Raw genomic sequence first — 14125 nt, forward strand, 5'->3', positions numbered from 1 at the left:
AAAGCCCCGCCGGAGGCACTGCTCCCGGCGGGGCTTTCGCGTGCGCCGGTCCTGAGAAACCCGGTGGCGACAGACTCGGCGGAGGACGAGCGTCCGGTCGGATTTCGTGTTTCGGTGAGGCCATGACGGCTCACACGGTCGAATACATCAGGTACCGCATCCCCGAGCAGAAGTCGGCGGAGTTCCTCGCCGCCTACACCCGCGCCGCGGCCCAACTGGCCGCCTCGCCGCACTGCATGGACTACGAACTCGCGCGCTGCGAGGAGGACTTCGAGCACTTCGTCCTGCGCATCACCTGGACGTCGACGGAGGACCACCTGGAGGGCTTCCGCAAGTCGGAGCTGTTCCCCGACTTCCTCGCCGAGATCCGCCCGTACATCACGCACATCGAGGAGATGCGCCACTACAAGCCGACGGCGATCCGTGGCGCGGGCGCCTCGGTGCCCACGCTGTACGCCTGGGCCGGCGGCGCGGAGGCGTTCTCCCGGCTGACGTCGGCCTTCTACGACAAGGTGCTCAAGGACGACCTCCTGGCCCCGCTGTTCGAGGGCCTGGACCCGCACCACGCGGAACATGTGGCGCTGTGGCTCGGCGAGGTCTTCGGCGGCCCGCCGGCCTACTCCGAGACCCAGGGCGGCCACGGCCACATGGTCGCCAAGCACATGGGCCGCGGCATCACCGAGCCCCAGCGCCGCCGCTGGGTCAACCTCATCCAGGACGCCGCCGACGAGGCGGGCCTCCCGACGGACGCGGAGTTCCGCTCGGCGTTCCTGGCGTACGTGGAGTGGGGGACCCGCCTCGCGGTGTACTTCTCGGGCCCGGACGCGGTGCCGCCGACGGAGCAGCCGGTGCCGCGGTGGAACTGGGGGGCGGCTCCGCCGTATCAGGGCTGACGGTCCGGCGGGCGGCGGGCGGCGGGCGGCGGGCGGCGGGCGGCGCCGAGTGCGTCAGCCGCCGCTGCCGTACGGCCTCGTCAGGATCTCCAGGTTGTGGCCGTTCGGGTCGTCGAAGTAGGTGCCGCGGCCTCCGTCGTTGTGGTTGATCTCGCCGGGGCGGCGATGGTACGGGTCCGCCCAGTAGGTCAGGCCGGCCTCCCGTATCCGGCCGAAGATGGTGTCGAACTCGTCCTCCGACACCAGGAACGCGTAGTGCTGCGGCGTGATCGCGCCGGGTGAGTCGAGGTAGTCCAGGGTCACACCGTTCGGGATCTCGACCGGGACGAAGGGGCCGTACTGCGGGCTCACCTCCAGGCCCAGGATGCCGGCCAGGAACGTGGCCGACTCCTTCTTGTCGCGCGCGGCGACGATGGTGTGGTTGAGCTGGACGGTCATCGGGGCTGCCTCCTCGTGGTGCACGGTTCGGACTGGCTCCTACGCCCTTCACGCTAGGCAGCGCCGCCGCACCGCACATCGGTCGCTGGGAGGGAGATGCGCTACTCCTGAGGTACTCGGCCGCAGGTTCGTGGCGTACTCCGACCGCCGAGAGGGCCCCGGAGCAGTGCGGCTCCGGGGCCCTCGGTCAGGGACGCTCAGATCAGATCGTCGCGGTGTCGATCACGAACCGGTACCGCACATCGCTGCCGAGCACCCGCTCGTAGGCGTCGTTGATCTCGTCCGCGCCGATCAGCTCGATCTCGGCGCCGATGCCGTGCTCGGCGCAGAAGTCCAGCATCTCCTGGGTCTCGCGGATGCCGCCGATGCCGGACCCGGCGAGAGTCTTGCGGCCCATGATCACCGAGAACAGGTTGAGCGCGACGGGCTCCTCGGGGGCGCCGACGTTCACGAAGGCGCCGTCCGTCTTGAGCAGGGACAGGTACTGGTCCAGGTTCAGCGGCGCCGACACCGTGGACAGGATCAGGTCGAAGCTGCCGCGCAGTTCCCGGAACGTCTGATCGTCGCTGGTGGCGTAGTAGTGGTCGGCGCCCAGCTTCAGGCCGTCGTCCTTCTTGCGCAGGGACTGCGATAGCACCGTCACCTCGGCGCCGAGCGCGTGCGCGAGCTTCACGCCCATGTGGCCGAGGCCGCCCATGCCGAGGATCGCGACCTTCTTGCCGGGGCCGGTGTTCCAGTGGCGGAGCGGGGAGTACGTGGTGACGCCGGCGCAGAGCAGCGGCGCGGCCACGTCCAGGGACAGGCCGTCGGGGATGCGCAGGACGAAGCTCTCCGCGACGACGATCTTCTGCGAGTAGCCGCCGTAGGTCGGCTCGCCGTCCTTGCCGACGCCGTTGTACGTCTGGATGTTGCCCTTGAGGCAGTACTGCTCCAGGCCGGCCAGGCAGTTCTCGCACTCACGGCAGGAGTCGACCATGCAGCCGACGCCCACGCGGTCGCCGACCCGGTACTTGGTCACACCCGGGCCGACCTCGGAGACGATGCCCGCGATCTCGTGGCCGGGGACCATCGGGAAGATCGCCTCGCCCCAGCCCTCCCGGGCCTGGTGGATGTCGGAGTGGCAGATACCGGCGAACTTGATGTCGATCAGGACGTCGAACTCGCCGACCTCACGGCGTTCGATGGTGGTGCGCTCCAGCGGCGCCTTGGCGGCGGGAGCTGCGAATGCGGCAACGGTGGTCATGCCGGGGTTCTCCTAGCGGGGGTTTCGCGCCCGGCTGCCTTCTGGTCCTGCTTTCCGTCCGGGCACGTTTTTCACCCTGCCGAAGGGCGCCGCGGCCACCCAGACCTCAGTCGTACGTACGTCGGCGGGTCCTACCACTGACGGGGACAGGCTGGTGTGCGTACGACGAGGAATACTCGAAGCATGGACGAACGGCCCGGTTCCTCGACGGGACCCGCAGCGGACACCGCCGCCGACCCGCGGGCCGGCCTGGACCGGCGCGCCGAGCTGAGCGAGTTCCTGCGCACCCGGCGGGCCCGGCTGAAGCCGGAGGACGTCGGCCTGCCCGACTACGGGCGGCACCGCAGGGTGCCCGGCCTGCGGCGCGAGGAGCTGGCGCAGCTGGCAGGTGTGTCCGTGGCGTACTACACGCGCCTGGAGCAGGGCAACGGGCGCAACGTCTCGGCGGAGGTCCTCGACGCCATCGCGCGGGCGCTGCGCCTCAGCGACGCCGAGCACGCGCACCTCACACACCTGGCGAAGCCGAAGCGGCACAAGAAGAAGCCGGTGTCCCGCACCGAGCAGGTGCGGCCGGTGCTGCGGCAGCTGCTGGACTCGTTCGACGGCGTCCCGGCGTACATCTCCGGCCGGCGCTCCGACATCCTCGCCTGGAACGGGATGGCGGCGGCCGTCTTCGGCGACTGGTCGGAGCTGCCGGCGCAGGAGCGGAACTGGGCGCGGCTGGTGTTCCTGCGGCCGGAGTACCGCGAGCTGTTCGTGGAGTGGGACCAGAAGGCGTTCGACATCGTCGCCTTCCTGCGCATGGACGCGGGCTGCCACCCGGACGATCCGCGCCTTTCCGCCCTGGTCGGCGAACTCTCCGTCAAGAGTGAGGAGTTCCGGCGGCTGTGGGCGACCCACGACGTCAAGGAGAAGAGCTACGGCGTCAAGCCCCTGCGGCATCCCCTGGTGGGGGAGCTGACCCTGAACTTCGAGTCGTTCCGCCTGACCGACGGCTCGGAACAGACCCTGATCACCTACCACCCGGAACCGGGCTCGCCGTCGGCGGAGGCGCTGCGGCTGCTGGCGAGCTGGGGGGCGGACGCCACGAGGGCGGGGACGAGCGCGTCGGCCTGACCGCGCGCGTCAGCCGGCGCGGCCCTCGACCGCGGCGGCGATGTCGTCCAGGTCCTTCGCGATGGCCTTGGCCACGGCCCGGGAGCCGAGGCTGCCGAGGAGCTTCGCGAGTACTCCCGCGACACCACCGGACGTCACGCCGGTGAACGTCATCCGGACCGTCGTCGCCGACGGTCCCTCCGCCCGCAGGGCCCATTCCGAGACGTAGTGCGTGCCGTGCGACTCGGCCTCCACCACATACCGCTCGGGCGGCTCGCAGAGGGTCACCCACATCTCCTCGGTGGCCTCCTTGCCGAACATCCGCCGCGTCTCCCGCCATCGCGTGCCCACGCCGAACGCGCCCTCCGTGAGGACCTCGACGCCCGACACACCACCGAGCACGTGCACCATGCCCCTCAGATCGGTCAGGGACTCCCACACACTTCCCTGACCTGCGGCGATACGACGCTCCACGACGACGCTGGTTCTGGCCATGCCCCCATGAAAGCAGCAGGGTCCGACAACCGCGCGGGCTCGGCGCGGACGGCACCGGGCGGGGCGGAGGGGGCGTCCGGGGCGCGAGATGTGCGTGCGGCTCCGTACGCTCGTGGGAGAGGGTTTCCTCGAACCGTGCCTGAACGGTCTCGGAGGTGACAGCGATGCGTGCCTCGCTGATCCAGCTGTCCGTGGACGCGTCCGAATCCGCCGACGAGCGGCGCCGCAGGGCGGCCTCGCTGGTCCGTGGCCGCAAGGGCGACGACCTGGTGGTCCTTCCCGAGCTGTGGACGGCCGGCGCATGGGCCTACGACCGCTGGGGAGCGGACTGCGAGGCGGTCGACGGCCCTACTGCCGAGGCCATGTCCGCCGCCGCCCGCGAGGCCGGCGCATGGCTCCACGCCGGCTCGATCGTCGAGCGGGACCCGGACGGGACGCTCTACAACACCGCTCTCCTCTTCGACCCGGCCGGCGAGCTGCGCGGCCACTACCGCAAGATCCACCGCTATGGCTTCGACACCGGCGAGGCGACCATGATGGGCGGCGGCGAGGACGTCGTCACCGTGCCCACCGACCTCGGTGTGGTCGGCCTCGCCATCTGCTACGACCTCCGCTTCCCCGAACTCTTCAGGGCCCTGCTCGACGCCGGCGCGGAGCTGATCGTGGTGCCCGCCGCATGGCCCGCGGCCCGCCTCGAACACTGGCAGCTCCTCACCCGCACGAGGGCTCTGGAGGAGCAGGTGTTCCTCCTCGCCTGCTGCGCGACGGGCAAGCACGGCGGCATGCGGCAGGGCGGGCACAGCGCGATCGTCGACCCCTGGGGCACCGTCCTGGCCGAGGCGCGCACCGCGGAGCAGGAGGAGACGGTGACGGCGGACCTCGACATGACCGAGGTCGCCCGCATCCGCACGGAACTACCCGTACTGCGCGACCGGGTCCTCGACCGGGCTCGCTCGTAGGGATTCCGAGACGTCAGGAAAATTGGTGGGAATTTTTTTCGGCGGCGATGTCGAGAACCCGCGCCCGGCTCCGTCCCAGAGGTGAACGCGACCACAATGGGTCGCACCCGCACCGAGGAGAAGGACGATGGCCAAGTACCTGCTGCTGAAGCACTACCGCGGAGCTCCGGCATCGGTCAACGACGCGCCCATGGACCAGTGGACGCCGGAGGAGATCTCGGCCCACGTGCAGTACATGAACGACTTCGCGGCCCGGCTGGAGAAGACCGGCGAGTTCGTCGACAGTCAGGCACTCGCCCCCGAAGGGTCGTGGGTCAGGTACGACGGCGAGGGGCGCCCGCCGGTCACGGACGGCCCGTTCGCCGAGACCAAGGACCTCATCGCCGGCTGGATGGTGATCGACGTCGACAGCCACGAGCGTGCCGTCGAGCTCGCCGGGGAACTGTCGGCGGCCCCCGGTGCGGGCGGCAGGCCGATCCACGAGTGGCTGGAAGTACGCCCGTTCCTGGGCGCCCACCCCAGCAGCACGGAGTGCACCTTCAAGTGACGCAGATGGACGAGGCCCTGCTCAGGAGTCTCACGCCGAGCGTGCTCGGCATCCTCGTCCGCCGCGGAGCCGACTTCGCGGCGGCCGAGGACGCCGTGCAGGACGCGCTCGTCGAGGCGATCCGCGTGTGGCCGGCCCAGGCGCCGCGGGATGCGAAGGGCTGGCTGGTCACCGTGGCCTGGCGCAAGTTCCTCGACGCGAGCCGGGCGGACACCGCCCGGCGCCGGCGCGAGGACCTCGTCGACGAGGAACCGGCACCCGGGCCCGTGACCGGGGTGGACGACACACTGCGGGTCTACTTCCTGTGCGCCCACCCCTCCCTGACCCCGTCGTCCGCGGTCGCGCTCACGCTGCGCGCGGTCGGCGGGCTGACCACACGCCAGATCGCCCAGGCCTACCTGGTGCCCGAGGCGACCATGGCGCAGCGCATCAGCCGGGCCAAGCGCACCGTCTCCGACGTACGGTTCGACCAGCCCGGCGACGTCGCCACTGTGCTGCGCGTGCTCTACCTGGTCTTCAACGAGGGCTACTCCGGCGACATCGACCTCGCCGCCGAGGCCATCCGCCTCACCCGGCAGCTCGCGGCCGCCATCGACCACCCCGAGGTGGCGGGCCTGCTCGCCCTCATGCTGCTCCACCACGCCCGACGTGCGGGCCGGACCGCGCCCGACGGCAGCCTCGTACCCCTCGCGGAACAGGATCGCGGCCGATGGGACCGCACCCTGATCGCCGAGGGCATCGACATCCTCCAGGCCGCCCTGGCCCGCGACCGGCTGGGCGAGTTCCAGGCCCAGGCCGCCGTCGCGGCGCTGCACGCGGACGCGCCGACCGCCACGGAGACCGACTGGGTGCAGATCGTGGAGTGGTACGACGAGCTGCTGCGCCTGACCGACAGTCCCGTGGTCCGCCTCAACCGGGCGGTCGCCGTGGGCGAGGCGGACGGCCCGCGCGCCGGCCTCGCCGCACTGGCGCCACTGGACGCGTCGCTGCCCCGGCACACCGCGGCCGCGGCCTACCTCCACGAACGCGACGGCGACCTGCCGACGGCGGCCCGCCTCTACGTCGAGGCCGCGCGGAAGGCCGCCAACCTGGCCGAACGCGACTATCTGACGCGGCAGGCGGCGCGGCTCAACACGCGCCTGGGTGGGGGTGGCCGGTAGGGGTGGCGACCGGTGGTCCTGAGGGTCCGCGATGGCGCAAGAAATCGAACACATGATTGAATCGAGGTATGCGATCGTTCCCCGACGACCTCGTCCAGGCACAGCAGGAGTGGAGCGCCACGTACCACCGGCTTGCCGACGGGCCGGGCCGAACAACCGAGCTGCGCCGCCGCCTGTACCGGCTCTCGACCGAGGTGCTCTTCCATCCCTACTGGCGGGAAGGCGGCCGTACACCGGCGGCATGGGCGGAACTGCGGAACCTGGGGCGGGGAGGAAGGAGCCTGCGGTGACCGGCTGCATCCCGCACGAGGACGCTGCGGGCCATGGCCGAGCTACCACCTGACGCACGACGGCTGCGGGCGATCCTCGCGTACCTCGACGAACAGATCGCCGGTCACGAGACCGTCGGCATCTACCTGCGCCTTCAGCGTGAAGCCGTCCGGGCGGAGCTGACGCGCGTCGAGAGCCGTCAGGTCGCCGGGCCGCCGGAGCCGCCCTCCGAGCTGCCGAAGTCCTCCGGGCCGCCGGAGTCGTCCCGGTCGTCGAGGTCCGCCCGGCCTCTGCAGTCCCCTCGGCCACGGCAGGCGCCCGCTGCCCTCTCGCCGTTCGCCCCCTCCCGGGAGATGCGGCAGTCGACGGGCTTCGTCGTCCAGCAGAAGCGCACGCCGAACGGTCCCGAGCCCGCCGTGATCCACACCGGCGACTGCACGATGATCGAGGGCACGCCGCACCGGATCGGCGACCACGACGCCCGCGCGGCCCTCACCGACCCCAACATCGAACCGTGCGCCTTCTGCCGCCCGGACAGCGAGCTGGGGATCTTGGACTAGGCGCCACTCGCGACTACTGGATGTTGGGCGATTTCGGCCGCTTGCAACCGGTACTCAGGTACAGGTTTACCGTCGGAAGTGACGGAAGCGTCCCCGGAAAGGGGACGGACGACGGCGCTCGATGGCGCGTGACGAGGCGGGATGACGCGTGATGAGGCGGGATGACGCGTGACGAGGCGGGATGACGCGTGATGACGGGAGTGGCTTCGATGACCGGACCGGAGTGGGTACCCCCGGCGTGCACCTTGCCGACCAAGGAGCAGCCGTTGCGGCTGGCCGAGTGGGACGCCCTGTTCGCCACGCGGACGGCGGCGCCGTACCGGCCGGACGCGCTGCGGGTCCGCCTCGAACTCCCGTCGGGCGCGGGCAGCGAGGAGCGAGCCCGTGACTTGGCGGCTCGCGAGAACGACTGCTGCTCTTTCTTCGACTGCACGGTGACCGGCACCCCGGAGAGGGTCGTACTGGACATCGCGGTGAGTGAGGAGCACGAGGCGGTGCTGAGCGCCCTCGCCGCACGGGCGGATCGAGCGGCGGCGCCGGGAAGAGCCCGATGAACGACGTGGTCGTGGCGAGTGGCGGGGCCCTGCGCAGTGGTCAGGTGGCCCATGAGGCCGGGGTGAACATCCAGAACCTGCGCTACTACGAGCGTCGCGGCCTGCTGCCCGAACCGGATCGCAGCCCGGGTGGTCACCGCCTGTACGGGGGTGAGGCCGTGACCACGCTGCGGATCATCAAGGCCGCTCAGCGCCTGGGCTTCACGCTGGAGGAGGTGGCCGAACTGCTGGAGGCGGGCCGCCACCGGCACGGCCGTCCCGTCCCCGGTCTCCAGGAGCGTGCGGCGGCGAAGCTCGCCGAGGTCGACGCAAGGATCGCGGACCTCACGACGATCCGCACCGCACTGGTCACCGCCGTGGCAGCCGGGTGCGACGACCTGACGGAGTGCGCCACGAGCGCCCGCTGCCCCATCCCCTTCACCGACCTCGCCGAGGAGAACCGCCATGCCGGTCCTGTCGCCGCCACCTCACCGGACAAGGCGCCGCCCCTGGTCGCCACCGCTACCGCCGACGGCGTTTCGCTCGCGGGACCGCGTTGTGGGCGATCTAGTCTCGGCCCGTGGGACAACCTGAGCAACGCGCCGAGGGCGCGGGACCGTTCACCACTCGGCTGACCTGGCATGTTCCGGGCGGCGGCACGGCCGTGTGGGAGTCGCGGCTCGCCCGCCGGCGGGGAGTCATCGCCGTACGTCCTGCCGGTGCACCCACCAGCCGGCACACCAGGGCCGACGAGGCCGGGCTCGGCCGCCTGCGTCGGCTCAACGCCACGGCCGCGACGGCCTTCATCATCGGCGGTGCCCTGTTCGCGGCAGGTGCCGCCGTCGCCCAGATCGGCTCCGGCGACGCCACCACCTGCGCCTCGATCTACTTCGCCGGCGGACTGTCCTTCAACACCGGCGGCTACGTCTCACTGCTCCAGGTCGTCAACGCCCCGCGCCATGTGCCCGGCGGCGAAGGCCGGCTCGTCACCCGGCCCTGGCGCTGGTGGAGTTACGAGCCGACGCGGGTGGACTGGCTCAGCGCGGTCGTCCTCTTCGCCGGCACCCTGGTGTTCGGCGTCAACCTGCTGGACTCCTTCCTCCAAGGGCTGAGCGTCCAGCAGATCAACCGGCTGATCTGGACCCCCGACGTGATCGGCTGCGTGCTCTTCCTGATCTCCGGGCATCTGGCGTTCGTCGAGATCTGCCACGGCCGGTTCTGCTTCCGCCGCCGCAGCCTCGGCTGGTGGATCGTCGCCGTGAACCAACTGGGCTCGGTCCTCTTCATGGTCTCGGCGATCGCGGCCTTCACCCGCCCCACGACCGGCAGCCTGATCAACGCGGACATCGCCAACTGGACCACCTTCCTGGGCGCCGCGTGCTTCTCCGCGGGCGGCGTCCTACAGCACCTCGAACGCCCCTGACGCGCAGCACCTCGAACGCCCCTGACGTGGCGCATCGACGAGGCTTCTGGAGGCCGCCGTCCCCCGCCCTTCAGTCGCCCGAGTGCCCCCAGAAGTGAATCTCCCGGGGATCGCCCTCGTCGTCGTGCAGCACCGCGCACCGTCCGATCCACCGTGACCGCGGAAAGACGTCGAAGTCCTTGACGTGCGCACGCGTCAGCTTGTCCGTACCGAGCAGCTCCCGTGCCTCCTCGGCCGTGACGGGCTCGACGGTGTTGTAGTCCGGTATGTCGTCAGGCCCTACGACACGGAAGATGTCCAGGATCGAGTGCGTGCCCGCCTCCTGAACCAACTCGTCCGCCCACAGCTCCTCCAACGACCCCGGCCGGGGCTCCCGCTCCTCCTCCGGCCGCCAGTCGCCACCGTTGACCCAGTAGTAGTCCCCTGCCTCGAACACCTCACGCCGCAACTGCTGAAGCGCGGCGTCGAGATCCTCCTGGTACGGCACGTAGTAGTCCCACCCCGAAGCCCCCACCGGCCCTCATCCCCTTCCGCGTCCACGTTCCCCCGGGACGCCGGAAGCTAGCAGCCGCCGCTGACAACCAGGTCGTGAGCGGGGAGACCTCAGCTGCCCAAGGACGCGGCGACCTGCTGGGCGGCCTGGGGTGGGGTCAGGTGGGTGGTGTCGATGACCTCGGCCTCCTTGTGGAGCCAGGTGCGGGCGGCCTCGGCGTAGGGCTCGAGGTAGGCGAGACGGAACGCGGAGGGGCCCATGACCGTGTCCCCCTCGATGCGCCCGCGGAGGGTGTCCTGATCGGCGTGCAGGACGAAGTGGCGTACCGGGATCGCGTGTTGGGCGAGGCCCGCGCTGATCTCGCGCCAGTACTTCTCGACCAGGACCGTCATGGGCATCACCAGGGTGCCGCCGGCGTAGTCGAGGACGCGTCGGGCGGTCTCGACGACGAGGGGCCGCCATGGCGGCCAGTGCTGGAAGTTGTCCGTCTCGGGCAGCCCGGGGGTGATGTCTATGAGTGTCTCGCCGACCTTCTCGGCGTCGAACACCCGTGAATCCGGGATCAGTTGCTGCACGAGCGCGCTGGTCGTGGTCTTGCCCGCACCGTGGGTGCCGTTCAGCCATACGATCATGGGTCCCGATGCTAGGGCGAGCCGAGGGGCGAGGGGCGGCTGCGGCAGGAGATCGGGTGGGGCGGAGATCCGGGAGGCTTCGGCGGGCGCCGGGGTTGGGCGCTGGCCCTGAAAATCGAACACGTGCTTGAATTTGAGCCATGCAAATGTTCCCCGACGACCTCGCCGAGCCGTGTCGGCGCCCTCGATGACGCGCTGGCATGCGGGGGCGTACGACCCGGATGATCCTGAAGGCATGGCCGGACCGATACGCGTGACCGTGCATCCGCCGTCGCCCTCGGGCGGTCGGCGTGTGCGTGTGGACGGCGAGATCCTCGGGCTGGCCCACAACGTGGGCGATGTCGCGGAGTTCCTCCGCCGCGCCGGGCTGGAGATCGATCCGGCGGACGTCGCGGGTGTGCCCTGGATCGACTGGCGCGGCGTCGGGCCCGAGCGCTGGGGTCCGGAGGCGGATGGCTGACCGGGTCCGGGGGCGGGTGACTGACCCATCAAGGACCCCGGCCCCAGGCGCCGGGCCCCTGGCGCCGGGCCCCTGGCGCCGGGCCCCTGGCGCCGGGCCGCGGTCGACGTTTCGGCGTGCGCTCCATGCGAGGGAACGAGACATTGGAGCCGTGGCCTTGTGGATGACTTGGGAACTCGAAGGGGTCGGCGCCGCCTCGCAGGCCGTGGAGAACGTGGACGAGGCTGCTCGGTGGCTGGTCGGCTCGGTCGAGCGTTCAAGGCGTGCTTTCGAGGCCGAATGGCGCTGGCGGCGGCTCATGGACGCGGCGCTCCGGGTGCGCGCCCAGATGCTGGAGGAAGGGCGCGAGAGCGTGGCGGGCGGCGCGTCATGGAGCTCGACGGACGAGGGTGTGGAGGTGCTGCTCGCTGTCCGGGAGGAGCAGGGCTGAGTGCGGCGCGGTCCGCCCATGTCCGTACAGCGCGCCGGAATGAGGCTCAACAGTTTCGTGCCGCATCGGAGGGCACCCATGAAAGACCTCAAGTACGAGCAGAAGCGCTCGCTGTCCCGCCAGGAGGCCGCTGACCAGCTCACGGCCCTCGCGGACGCGCTGAGGGAAGGCGGGGAGGCCGAACTGGAACTCGGCGCCGGAACTCTGAGCCTGCGGATCCCCGACGACCTTCGCAGCGAGGTGGAGGTCGAGATCGGCGGCGGGGAGATCGAGCTGGAGATCGAGTTCAAGTGGCCGACCGCATCGAAGCGGGCGGCGTCGGCGGGGACGGAGGCGGCCGCGACGGCGAAGGCCGCGCCGCGGAAGAGCGCGTCCACCGGCGCACGCCGTAGCAGCGGCACGGGTACGGGCAGGACCAGCAGCAGGAGCACGAAGCGGTCCGCCACCAAGACAGCCTGAGCAGACGCCCGGCTGCTCCCCGGCGTGTCAGCGGCAGAGATCCACGGATTCGATTCGCGGCGCTGGTCGCGGGTGCGGCGGCGCCGGCGTTCTCCTTCTCCCGACGGCCTCGACAGCAGGTGTGGTGGGCCCTGGGCCTGACCCCGCACGCCGTGGGCGTTCCGTGGGTGCTCCTCGCCGGCCCGTACCTCTGAGCGGTGCGCAGGCATACCTCGCGAGCAGCATCCTCACCGACGATGTGGTCACCGGCCTGTCCCCGCTGCTGAGGACAGCGCCGGAGGTACGGGTCCACGGCACCGTCCGAACTCACCGGGTGCCGCGGGCCACGCACCTCGCCCCCACGCGCCCGCCCCTCGCCGCCGACGTGACAGGACGACCCATGTACGAACTCAACGCGCTGCTGCGCGAGTACGACCGAGCCCGCGCCTACACGGACCACCTCTGGAGAGACCTCACCCCTGACGAGGTGACCTGGCGTCCGCACGAGGACTCCAGCGCCATCGGCTGGCACCTCGGCCACCAGGCCCATGTCGCCCACTTCATGATCCGCAACCTCACCGCGGCCGAGCCCAGCCCCGACCCGGAACTGGACGGGCTCATGGACTCCGCGAACCCGGAGAAGTTCCGCGGCGCGCTGCCCACGGTCGAACGGCTCACCGCGTTCCGCGACACCGTCGCCGAACGCGTCCACGCCCGTATCGGCGACATCGCCGCCGGAAGGGTCGGCGCGCCCGACCAACTGACCGTCGTCGGCTCCCACCTGCTGCTCGCGCTGATCAACCACGAGTACCAGCACGACCAGTGGATCAGCGAGGTCCGCGCCGACGCCCTCGGCCACCCGCTCCCACCCGACCCCACCGCGGACCGACTCACCCGCGTCGACGGCTACCTCGTCCTCAACCCGTACGACGGCGGCGACACGGCAGGGCGCAACTGAACGGGCGTTGCCGGTGGCGGGTGCTGACATGCCCGCAACGCCTCGCGGACGAGCCGTGGCCGTACTGCGCGGCCCCCGCGGACGACTACCCGAGCCGGCACGATCTGCCCGAGGACGTCCGGGACACCTGGGAACCCCGCTTCCGGACGCCCTCGGGCGGCGGCGTCATGCGGCCGTCCGACTCCGACGGCATCGCGACGAAAGCCGGCGGCCGGCCCGCCCGGATACAGCCTGCCGACTGGCCGGACTGCGCCGGCGGACACCGCATGGGCACCTGCTGACCATCACCGGCGACATCCGGCTCGGCGACTGCGGCGGCGTCTGCTTCTTCCATTGCCGCCGGTGCCCCGGCCTTCCGTGGGACCGGCGCTTCGACTGCCACTGAGCGCGGAGACCGGTGGCCGTACGGAAGGCGGTGCGGGCGTGGAATCGGCTGGAACCCTCGAGCGTTGAGGAGGGTGGGCTTGGACGCCGGTGGTGTGCGTGCGGAGTAGCCCGAGTGACCGAGCTGACAGGTATTGGAGGGCCGTGATGGCTGCGCAGACGCAGAGGGCCGTGCTGGCGGGCGGATGTTTCTGGGGGATGGAGGAGCTGATCCGCCGGCTTCCGGGCGTGACGGCGACCCGGGTGGGTTACACCGGGGGTGACGTGCCGAACGCGACGTACCGTAACCACGGCACGCACGCGGAGGCCATCGAGATCCTCTACGACCCGTCGAAGACCGACTACCGTGCGCTCCTGGAGTTCTTCTTCCAGATCCACGACCCGAGCACGAAGAACCGCCAGGGCAACGACATCGGCCTGAGCTACCGCTCGGCGATCTACTACGTGGACGACGAGCAGAAGCGGATCGCCGAGGACACGATCGCGGACGTGGACGCCTCCGGCCTGTGGCCCGGCAAGGTCGTCACCGAGGTGGAGCCGGTCGGCCCCTTCTGGGAGGCCGAGCCCGAGCACCAGGACTACCTCCAGCGTTACCCGGACGGCTACACCTGCCACTTCCCGCGCCCGGGCTGGAAGCTGCCCGCCCGCGCGGAAGGCTGAGCGAACGCCGGGCGGCCCGGCCGGTCGGAGGAGACTCCGCGGCCGGGCCGCGCC

At 71.0% G+C, this 14125-nt stretch carries 21 protein-coding genes; 16 read left to right on the plus strand and 5 right to left on the minus strand.

Annotated elements, in window-relative coordinates; all coding sequences use genetic code 11:
- The first annotated feature begins 122 nt into the window (after window positions 1-122).
- A complete protein-coding gene (locus PGH47_RS26825; RefSeq protein WP_271665531.1) occupies window positions 123-893 on the plus strand; it encodes a group II truncated hemoglobin in 771 nt (256 codons plus the stop codon).
- 54 nt (window positions 894-947) lie between these two features.
- Here the strand turns inward: PGH47_RS26825 and PGH47_RS26830 are convergent, their stop codons facing one another.
- Together PGH47_RS26830 and PGH47_RS26835 are read right to left on the minus strand one after the other, a co-directional pair.
- Window positions 948-1331: a VOC family protein gene (locus PGH47_RS26830; RefSeq protein WP_176575771.1), complete on the minus strand. Its 384-nt coding sequence runs from the start codon at window positions 1329-1331 to the stop codon at window positions 948-950.
- A 202-nt stretch (window positions 1332-1533) separates the two neighbouring features.
- Window positions 1534-2574, minus strand: coding sequence for an NAD(P)-dependent alcohol dehydrogenase (locus PGH47_RS26835; RefSeq protein WP_271665532.1), 1041 nt, complete (start codon window positions 2572-2574; stop codon window positions 1534-1536).
- A gap of 183 nt (window positions 2575-2757) precedes the next feature.
- Between PGH47_RS26835 and PGH47_RS26840 the strand changes: the two genes are divergently transcribed.
- Complete coding sequence (locus PGH47_RS26840; protein ID WP_271665533.1) at window positions 2758-3690, plus strand: helix-turn-helix domain-containing protein; 933 nt, start codon at window positions 2758-2760, stop codon at window positions 3688-3690.
- Between the two features lie 9 nt (window positions 3691-3699).
- On the opposite strand, the gene PGH47_RS26845 is transcribed toward PGH47_RS26840, so the two are convergent.
- The gene (locus PGH47_RS26845) at window positions 3700-4164 is read right to left on the minus strand and encodes an SRPBCC family protein (RefSeq protein WP_271665534.1); all 465 of its coding nucleotides are present in this window, start codon (window positions 4162-4164) and stop codon (window positions 3700-3702) included.
- A gap of 164 nt (window positions 4165-4328) precedes the next feature.
- Here PGH47_RS26845 and PGH47_RS26850 point away from each other — a divergent pair, with 164 nt between their 5' ends.
- From PGH47_RS26850 to PGH47_RS26885, 8 genes are all read left to right on the plus strand, one after another.
- Window positions 4329-5123, plus strand: a complete 795-nt coding sequence (locus PGH47_RS26850; protein ID WP_271668164.1) for a carbon-nitrogen family hydrolase — start codon at window positions 4329-4331, stop codon at window positions 5121-5123.
- Window positions 5124-5250: 127 nt separating this feature from the next.
- Window positions 5251-5670, plus strand: coding sequence for a YciI family protein (locus tag PGH47_RS26855; RefSeq protein WP_271665535.1), 420 nt, complete (start codon window positions 5251-5253; stop codon window positions 5668-5670).
- Window positions 5671-5675: 5 nt separating this feature from the next.
- A complete protein-coding gene (locus PGH47_RS26860; RefSeq protein ID WP_271668165.1) occupies window positions 5676-6830 on the plus strand; it encodes an RNA polymerase sigma factor in 1155 nt (384 codons plus the stop codon).
- 68 nt (window positions 6831-6898) lie between these two features.
- Window positions 6899-7120 (plus strand): hypothetical protein, encoded by a 222-nt coding sequence (locus PGH47_RS26865; RefSeq protein ID WP_271665536.1) that lies wholly within the window; start codon window positions 6899-6901, stop codon window positions 7118-7120.
- Between the two features lie 33 nt (window positions 7121-7153).
- On the plus strand, window positions 7154-7660 hold the full coding sequence (locus PGH47_RS26870; RefSeq protein WP_271665537.1) for a DUF6233 domain-containing protein: 507 nt from the start codon (window positions 7154-7156) through the stop codon (window positions 7658-7660).
- Window positions 7661-7869: 209 nt separating this feature from the next.
- Window positions 7870-8214 (plus strand): hypothetical protein, encoded by a 345-nt coding sequence (locus PGH47_RS26875; RefSeq protein ID WP_271665538.1) that lies wholly within the window; start codon window positions 7870-7872, stop codon window positions 8212-8214.
- Entirely contained in the window at window positions 8211-8828 is a 618-nt protein-coding gene (locus tag PGH47_RS26880) for a MerR family transcriptional regulator (protein WP_271665539.1), read from the plus strand. Before PGH47_RS26875 ends, PGH47_RS26880 begins: the two co-directional genes overlap by 4 nt.
- Window positions 8774-9616 (plus strand): hypothetical protein, encoded by an 843-nt coding sequence (locus PGH47_RS26885; protein WP_271665540.1) that lies wholly within the window; start codon window positions 8774-8776, stop codon window positions 9614-9616. Before PGH47_RS26880 ends, PGH47_RS26885 begins: the two co-directional genes overlap by 55 nt.
- 70 nt (window positions 9617-9686) lie before the next feature.
- Here PGH47_RS26885 and PGH47_RS26890 read toward each other — a convergent pair whose 3' ends face one another.
- Together PGH47_RS26890 and PGH47_RS26895 are read right to left on the minus strand one after the other, a co-directional pair.
- A complete protein-coding gene (locus tag PGH47_RS26890; RefSeq protein WP_271665541.1) occupies window positions 9687-10130 on the minus strand; it encodes a hypothetical protein in 444 nt (147 codons plus the stop codon).
- An 89-nt stretch (window positions 10131-10219) separates the two neighbouring features.
- Window positions 10220-10741 (minus strand): ATP-binding protein, encoded by a 522-nt coding sequence (locus PGH47_RS26895; RefSeq protein WP_271665542.1) that lies wholly within the window; start codon window positions 10739-10741, stop codon window positions 10220-10222.
- A 235-nt stretch (window positions 10742-10976) separates the two neighbouring features.
- Between PGH47_RS26895 and PGH47_RS26900 the strand changes: the two genes are divergently transcribed.
- From PGH47_RS26900 to msrA, 6 genes are all read left to right on the plus strand, one after another.
- Window positions 10977-11201 (plus strand): hypothetical protein, encoded by a 225-nt coding sequence (locus PGH47_RS26900; RefSeq protein WP_271665543.1) that lies wholly within the window; start codon window positions 10977-10979, stop codon window positions 11199-11201.
- Window positions 11202-11352: 151 nt separating this feature from the next.
- Window positions 11353-11631 (plus strand): hypothetical protein, encoded by a 279-nt coding sequence (locus PGH47_RS26905; RefSeq protein ID WP_269639910.1) that lies wholly within the window; start codon window positions 11353-11355, stop codon window positions 11629-11631.
- A gap of 78 nt (window positions 11632-11709) precedes the next feature.
- A complete protein-coding gene (locus PGH47_RS26910; protein WP_271665544.1) occupies window positions 11710-12090 on the plus strand; it encodes an amphi-Trp domain-containing protein in 381 nt (126 codons plus the stop codon).
- Window positions 12091-12253: 163 nt separating this feature from the next.
- Complete coding sequence (locus PGH47_RS26915) at window positions 12254-13027, plus strand: DinB family protein (protein ID WP_271665545.1); 774 nt, start codon at window positions 12254-12256, stop codon at window positions 13025-13027.
- A 20-nt stretch (window positions 13028-13047) separates the two neighbouring features.
- The gene (locus PGH47_RS26920; RefSeq protein ID WP_271665546.1) at window positions 13048-13308 is read left to right on the plus strand and encodes a hypothetical protein; all 261 of its coding nucleotides are present in this window, start codon (window positions 13048-13050) and stop codon (window positions 13306-13308) included.
- 250 nt (window positions 13309-13558) lie between these two features.
- A complete protein-coding gene (msrA, locus tag PGH47_RS26925; RefSeq protein ID WP_030948957.1) occupies window positions 13559-14071 on the plus strand; it encodes a peptide-methionine (S)-S-oxide reductase MsrA in 513 nt (170 codons plus the stop codon).
- Window positions 14072-14125: the final 54 nt, after the last annotated feature.

This window comes from Streptomyces sp. HUAS 31, from assembly GCF_028198125.1.
GTDB classification, from domain to species: domain Bacteria; phylum Actinomycetota; class Actinomycetes; order Streptomycetales; family Streptomycetaceae; genus Streptomyces; species Streptomyces chartreusis.

What these genes read in the sequence shown, in the direction of transcription:
- PGH47_RS26825 (WP_271665531.1), top strand. Translation starts at nt 123, where the DNA reads ATGACGGCTCACACGGTCGAATACATCAGGTACCGCATCCCCGAGCAG.
- PGH47_RS26830 (WP_176575771.1), bottom strand. Translation starts at nt 1,331, where the DNA reads ATGACCGTCCAGCTCAACCACACCATCGTCGCCGCGCGCGACAAGAAG.
- PGH47_RS26835 (WP_271665532.1), bottom strand. Translation starts at nt 2,574, where the DNA reads ATGACCACCGTTGCCGCATTCGCAGCTCCCGCCGCCAAGGCGCCGCTG.
- PGH47_RS26840 (WP_271665533.1), top strand. Translation starts at nt 2,758, where the DNA reads ATGGACGAACGGCCCGGTTCCTCGACGGGACCCGCAGCGGACACCGCC.
- PGH47_RS26845 (WP_271665534.1), bottom strand. Translation starts at nt 4,164, where the DNA reads ATGGCCAGAACCAGCGTCGTCGTGGAGCGTCGTATCGCCGCAGGTCAG.
- PGH47_RS26850 (WP_271668164.1), top strand. Translation starts at nt 4,329, where the DNA reads ATGCGTGCCTCGCTGATCCAGCTGTCCGTGGACGCGTCCGAATCCGCC.
- PGH47_RS26855 (WP_271665535.1), top strand. Translation starts at nt 5,251, where the DNA reads ATGGCCAAGTACCTGCTGCTGAAGCACTACCGCGGAGCTCCGGCATCG.
- PGH47_RS26860 (WP_271668165.1), top strand. Translation starts at nt 5,676, where the DNA reads ATGGACGAGGCCCTGCTCAGGAGTCTCACGCCGAGCGTGCTCGGCATC.
- PGH47_RS26865 (WP_271665536.1), top strand. Translation starts at nt 6,899, where the DNA reads ATGCGATCGTTCCCCGACGACCTCGTCCAGGCACAGCAGGAGTGGAGC.
- PGH47_RS26870 (WP_271665537.1), top strand. Translation starts at nt 7,154, where the DNA reads ATGGCCGAGCTACCACCTGACGCACGACGGCTGCGGGCGATCCTCGCG.
- PGH47_RS26875 (WP_271665538.1), top strand. Translation starts at nt 7,870, where the DNA reads ATGACCGGACCGGAGTGGGTACCCCCGGCGTGCACCTTGCCGACCAAG.
- PGH47_RS26880 (WP_271665539.1), top strand. Translation starts at nt 8,211, where the DNA reads ATGAACGACGTGGTCGTGGCGAGTGGCGGGGCCCTGCGCAGTGGTCAG.
- PGH47_RS26895 (WP_271665542.1), bottom strand. Translation starts at nt 10,741, where the DNA reads ATGATCGTATGGCTGAACGGCACCCACGGTGCGGGCAAGACCACGACC.
- PGH47_RS26900 (WP_271665543.1), top strand. Translation starts at nt 10,977, where the DNA reads ATGGCCGGACCGATACGCGTGACCGTGCATCCGCCGTCGCCCTCGGGC.
- PGH47_RS26910 (WP_271665544.1), top strand. Translation starts at nt 11,710, where the DNA reads ATGAAAGACCTCAAGTACGAGCAGAAGCGCTCGCTGTCCCGCCAGGAG.
- msrA (WP_030948957.1), top strand. Translation starts at nt 13,559, where the DNA reads ATGGCTGCGCAGACGCAGAGGGCCGTGCTGGCGGGCGGATGTTTCTGG.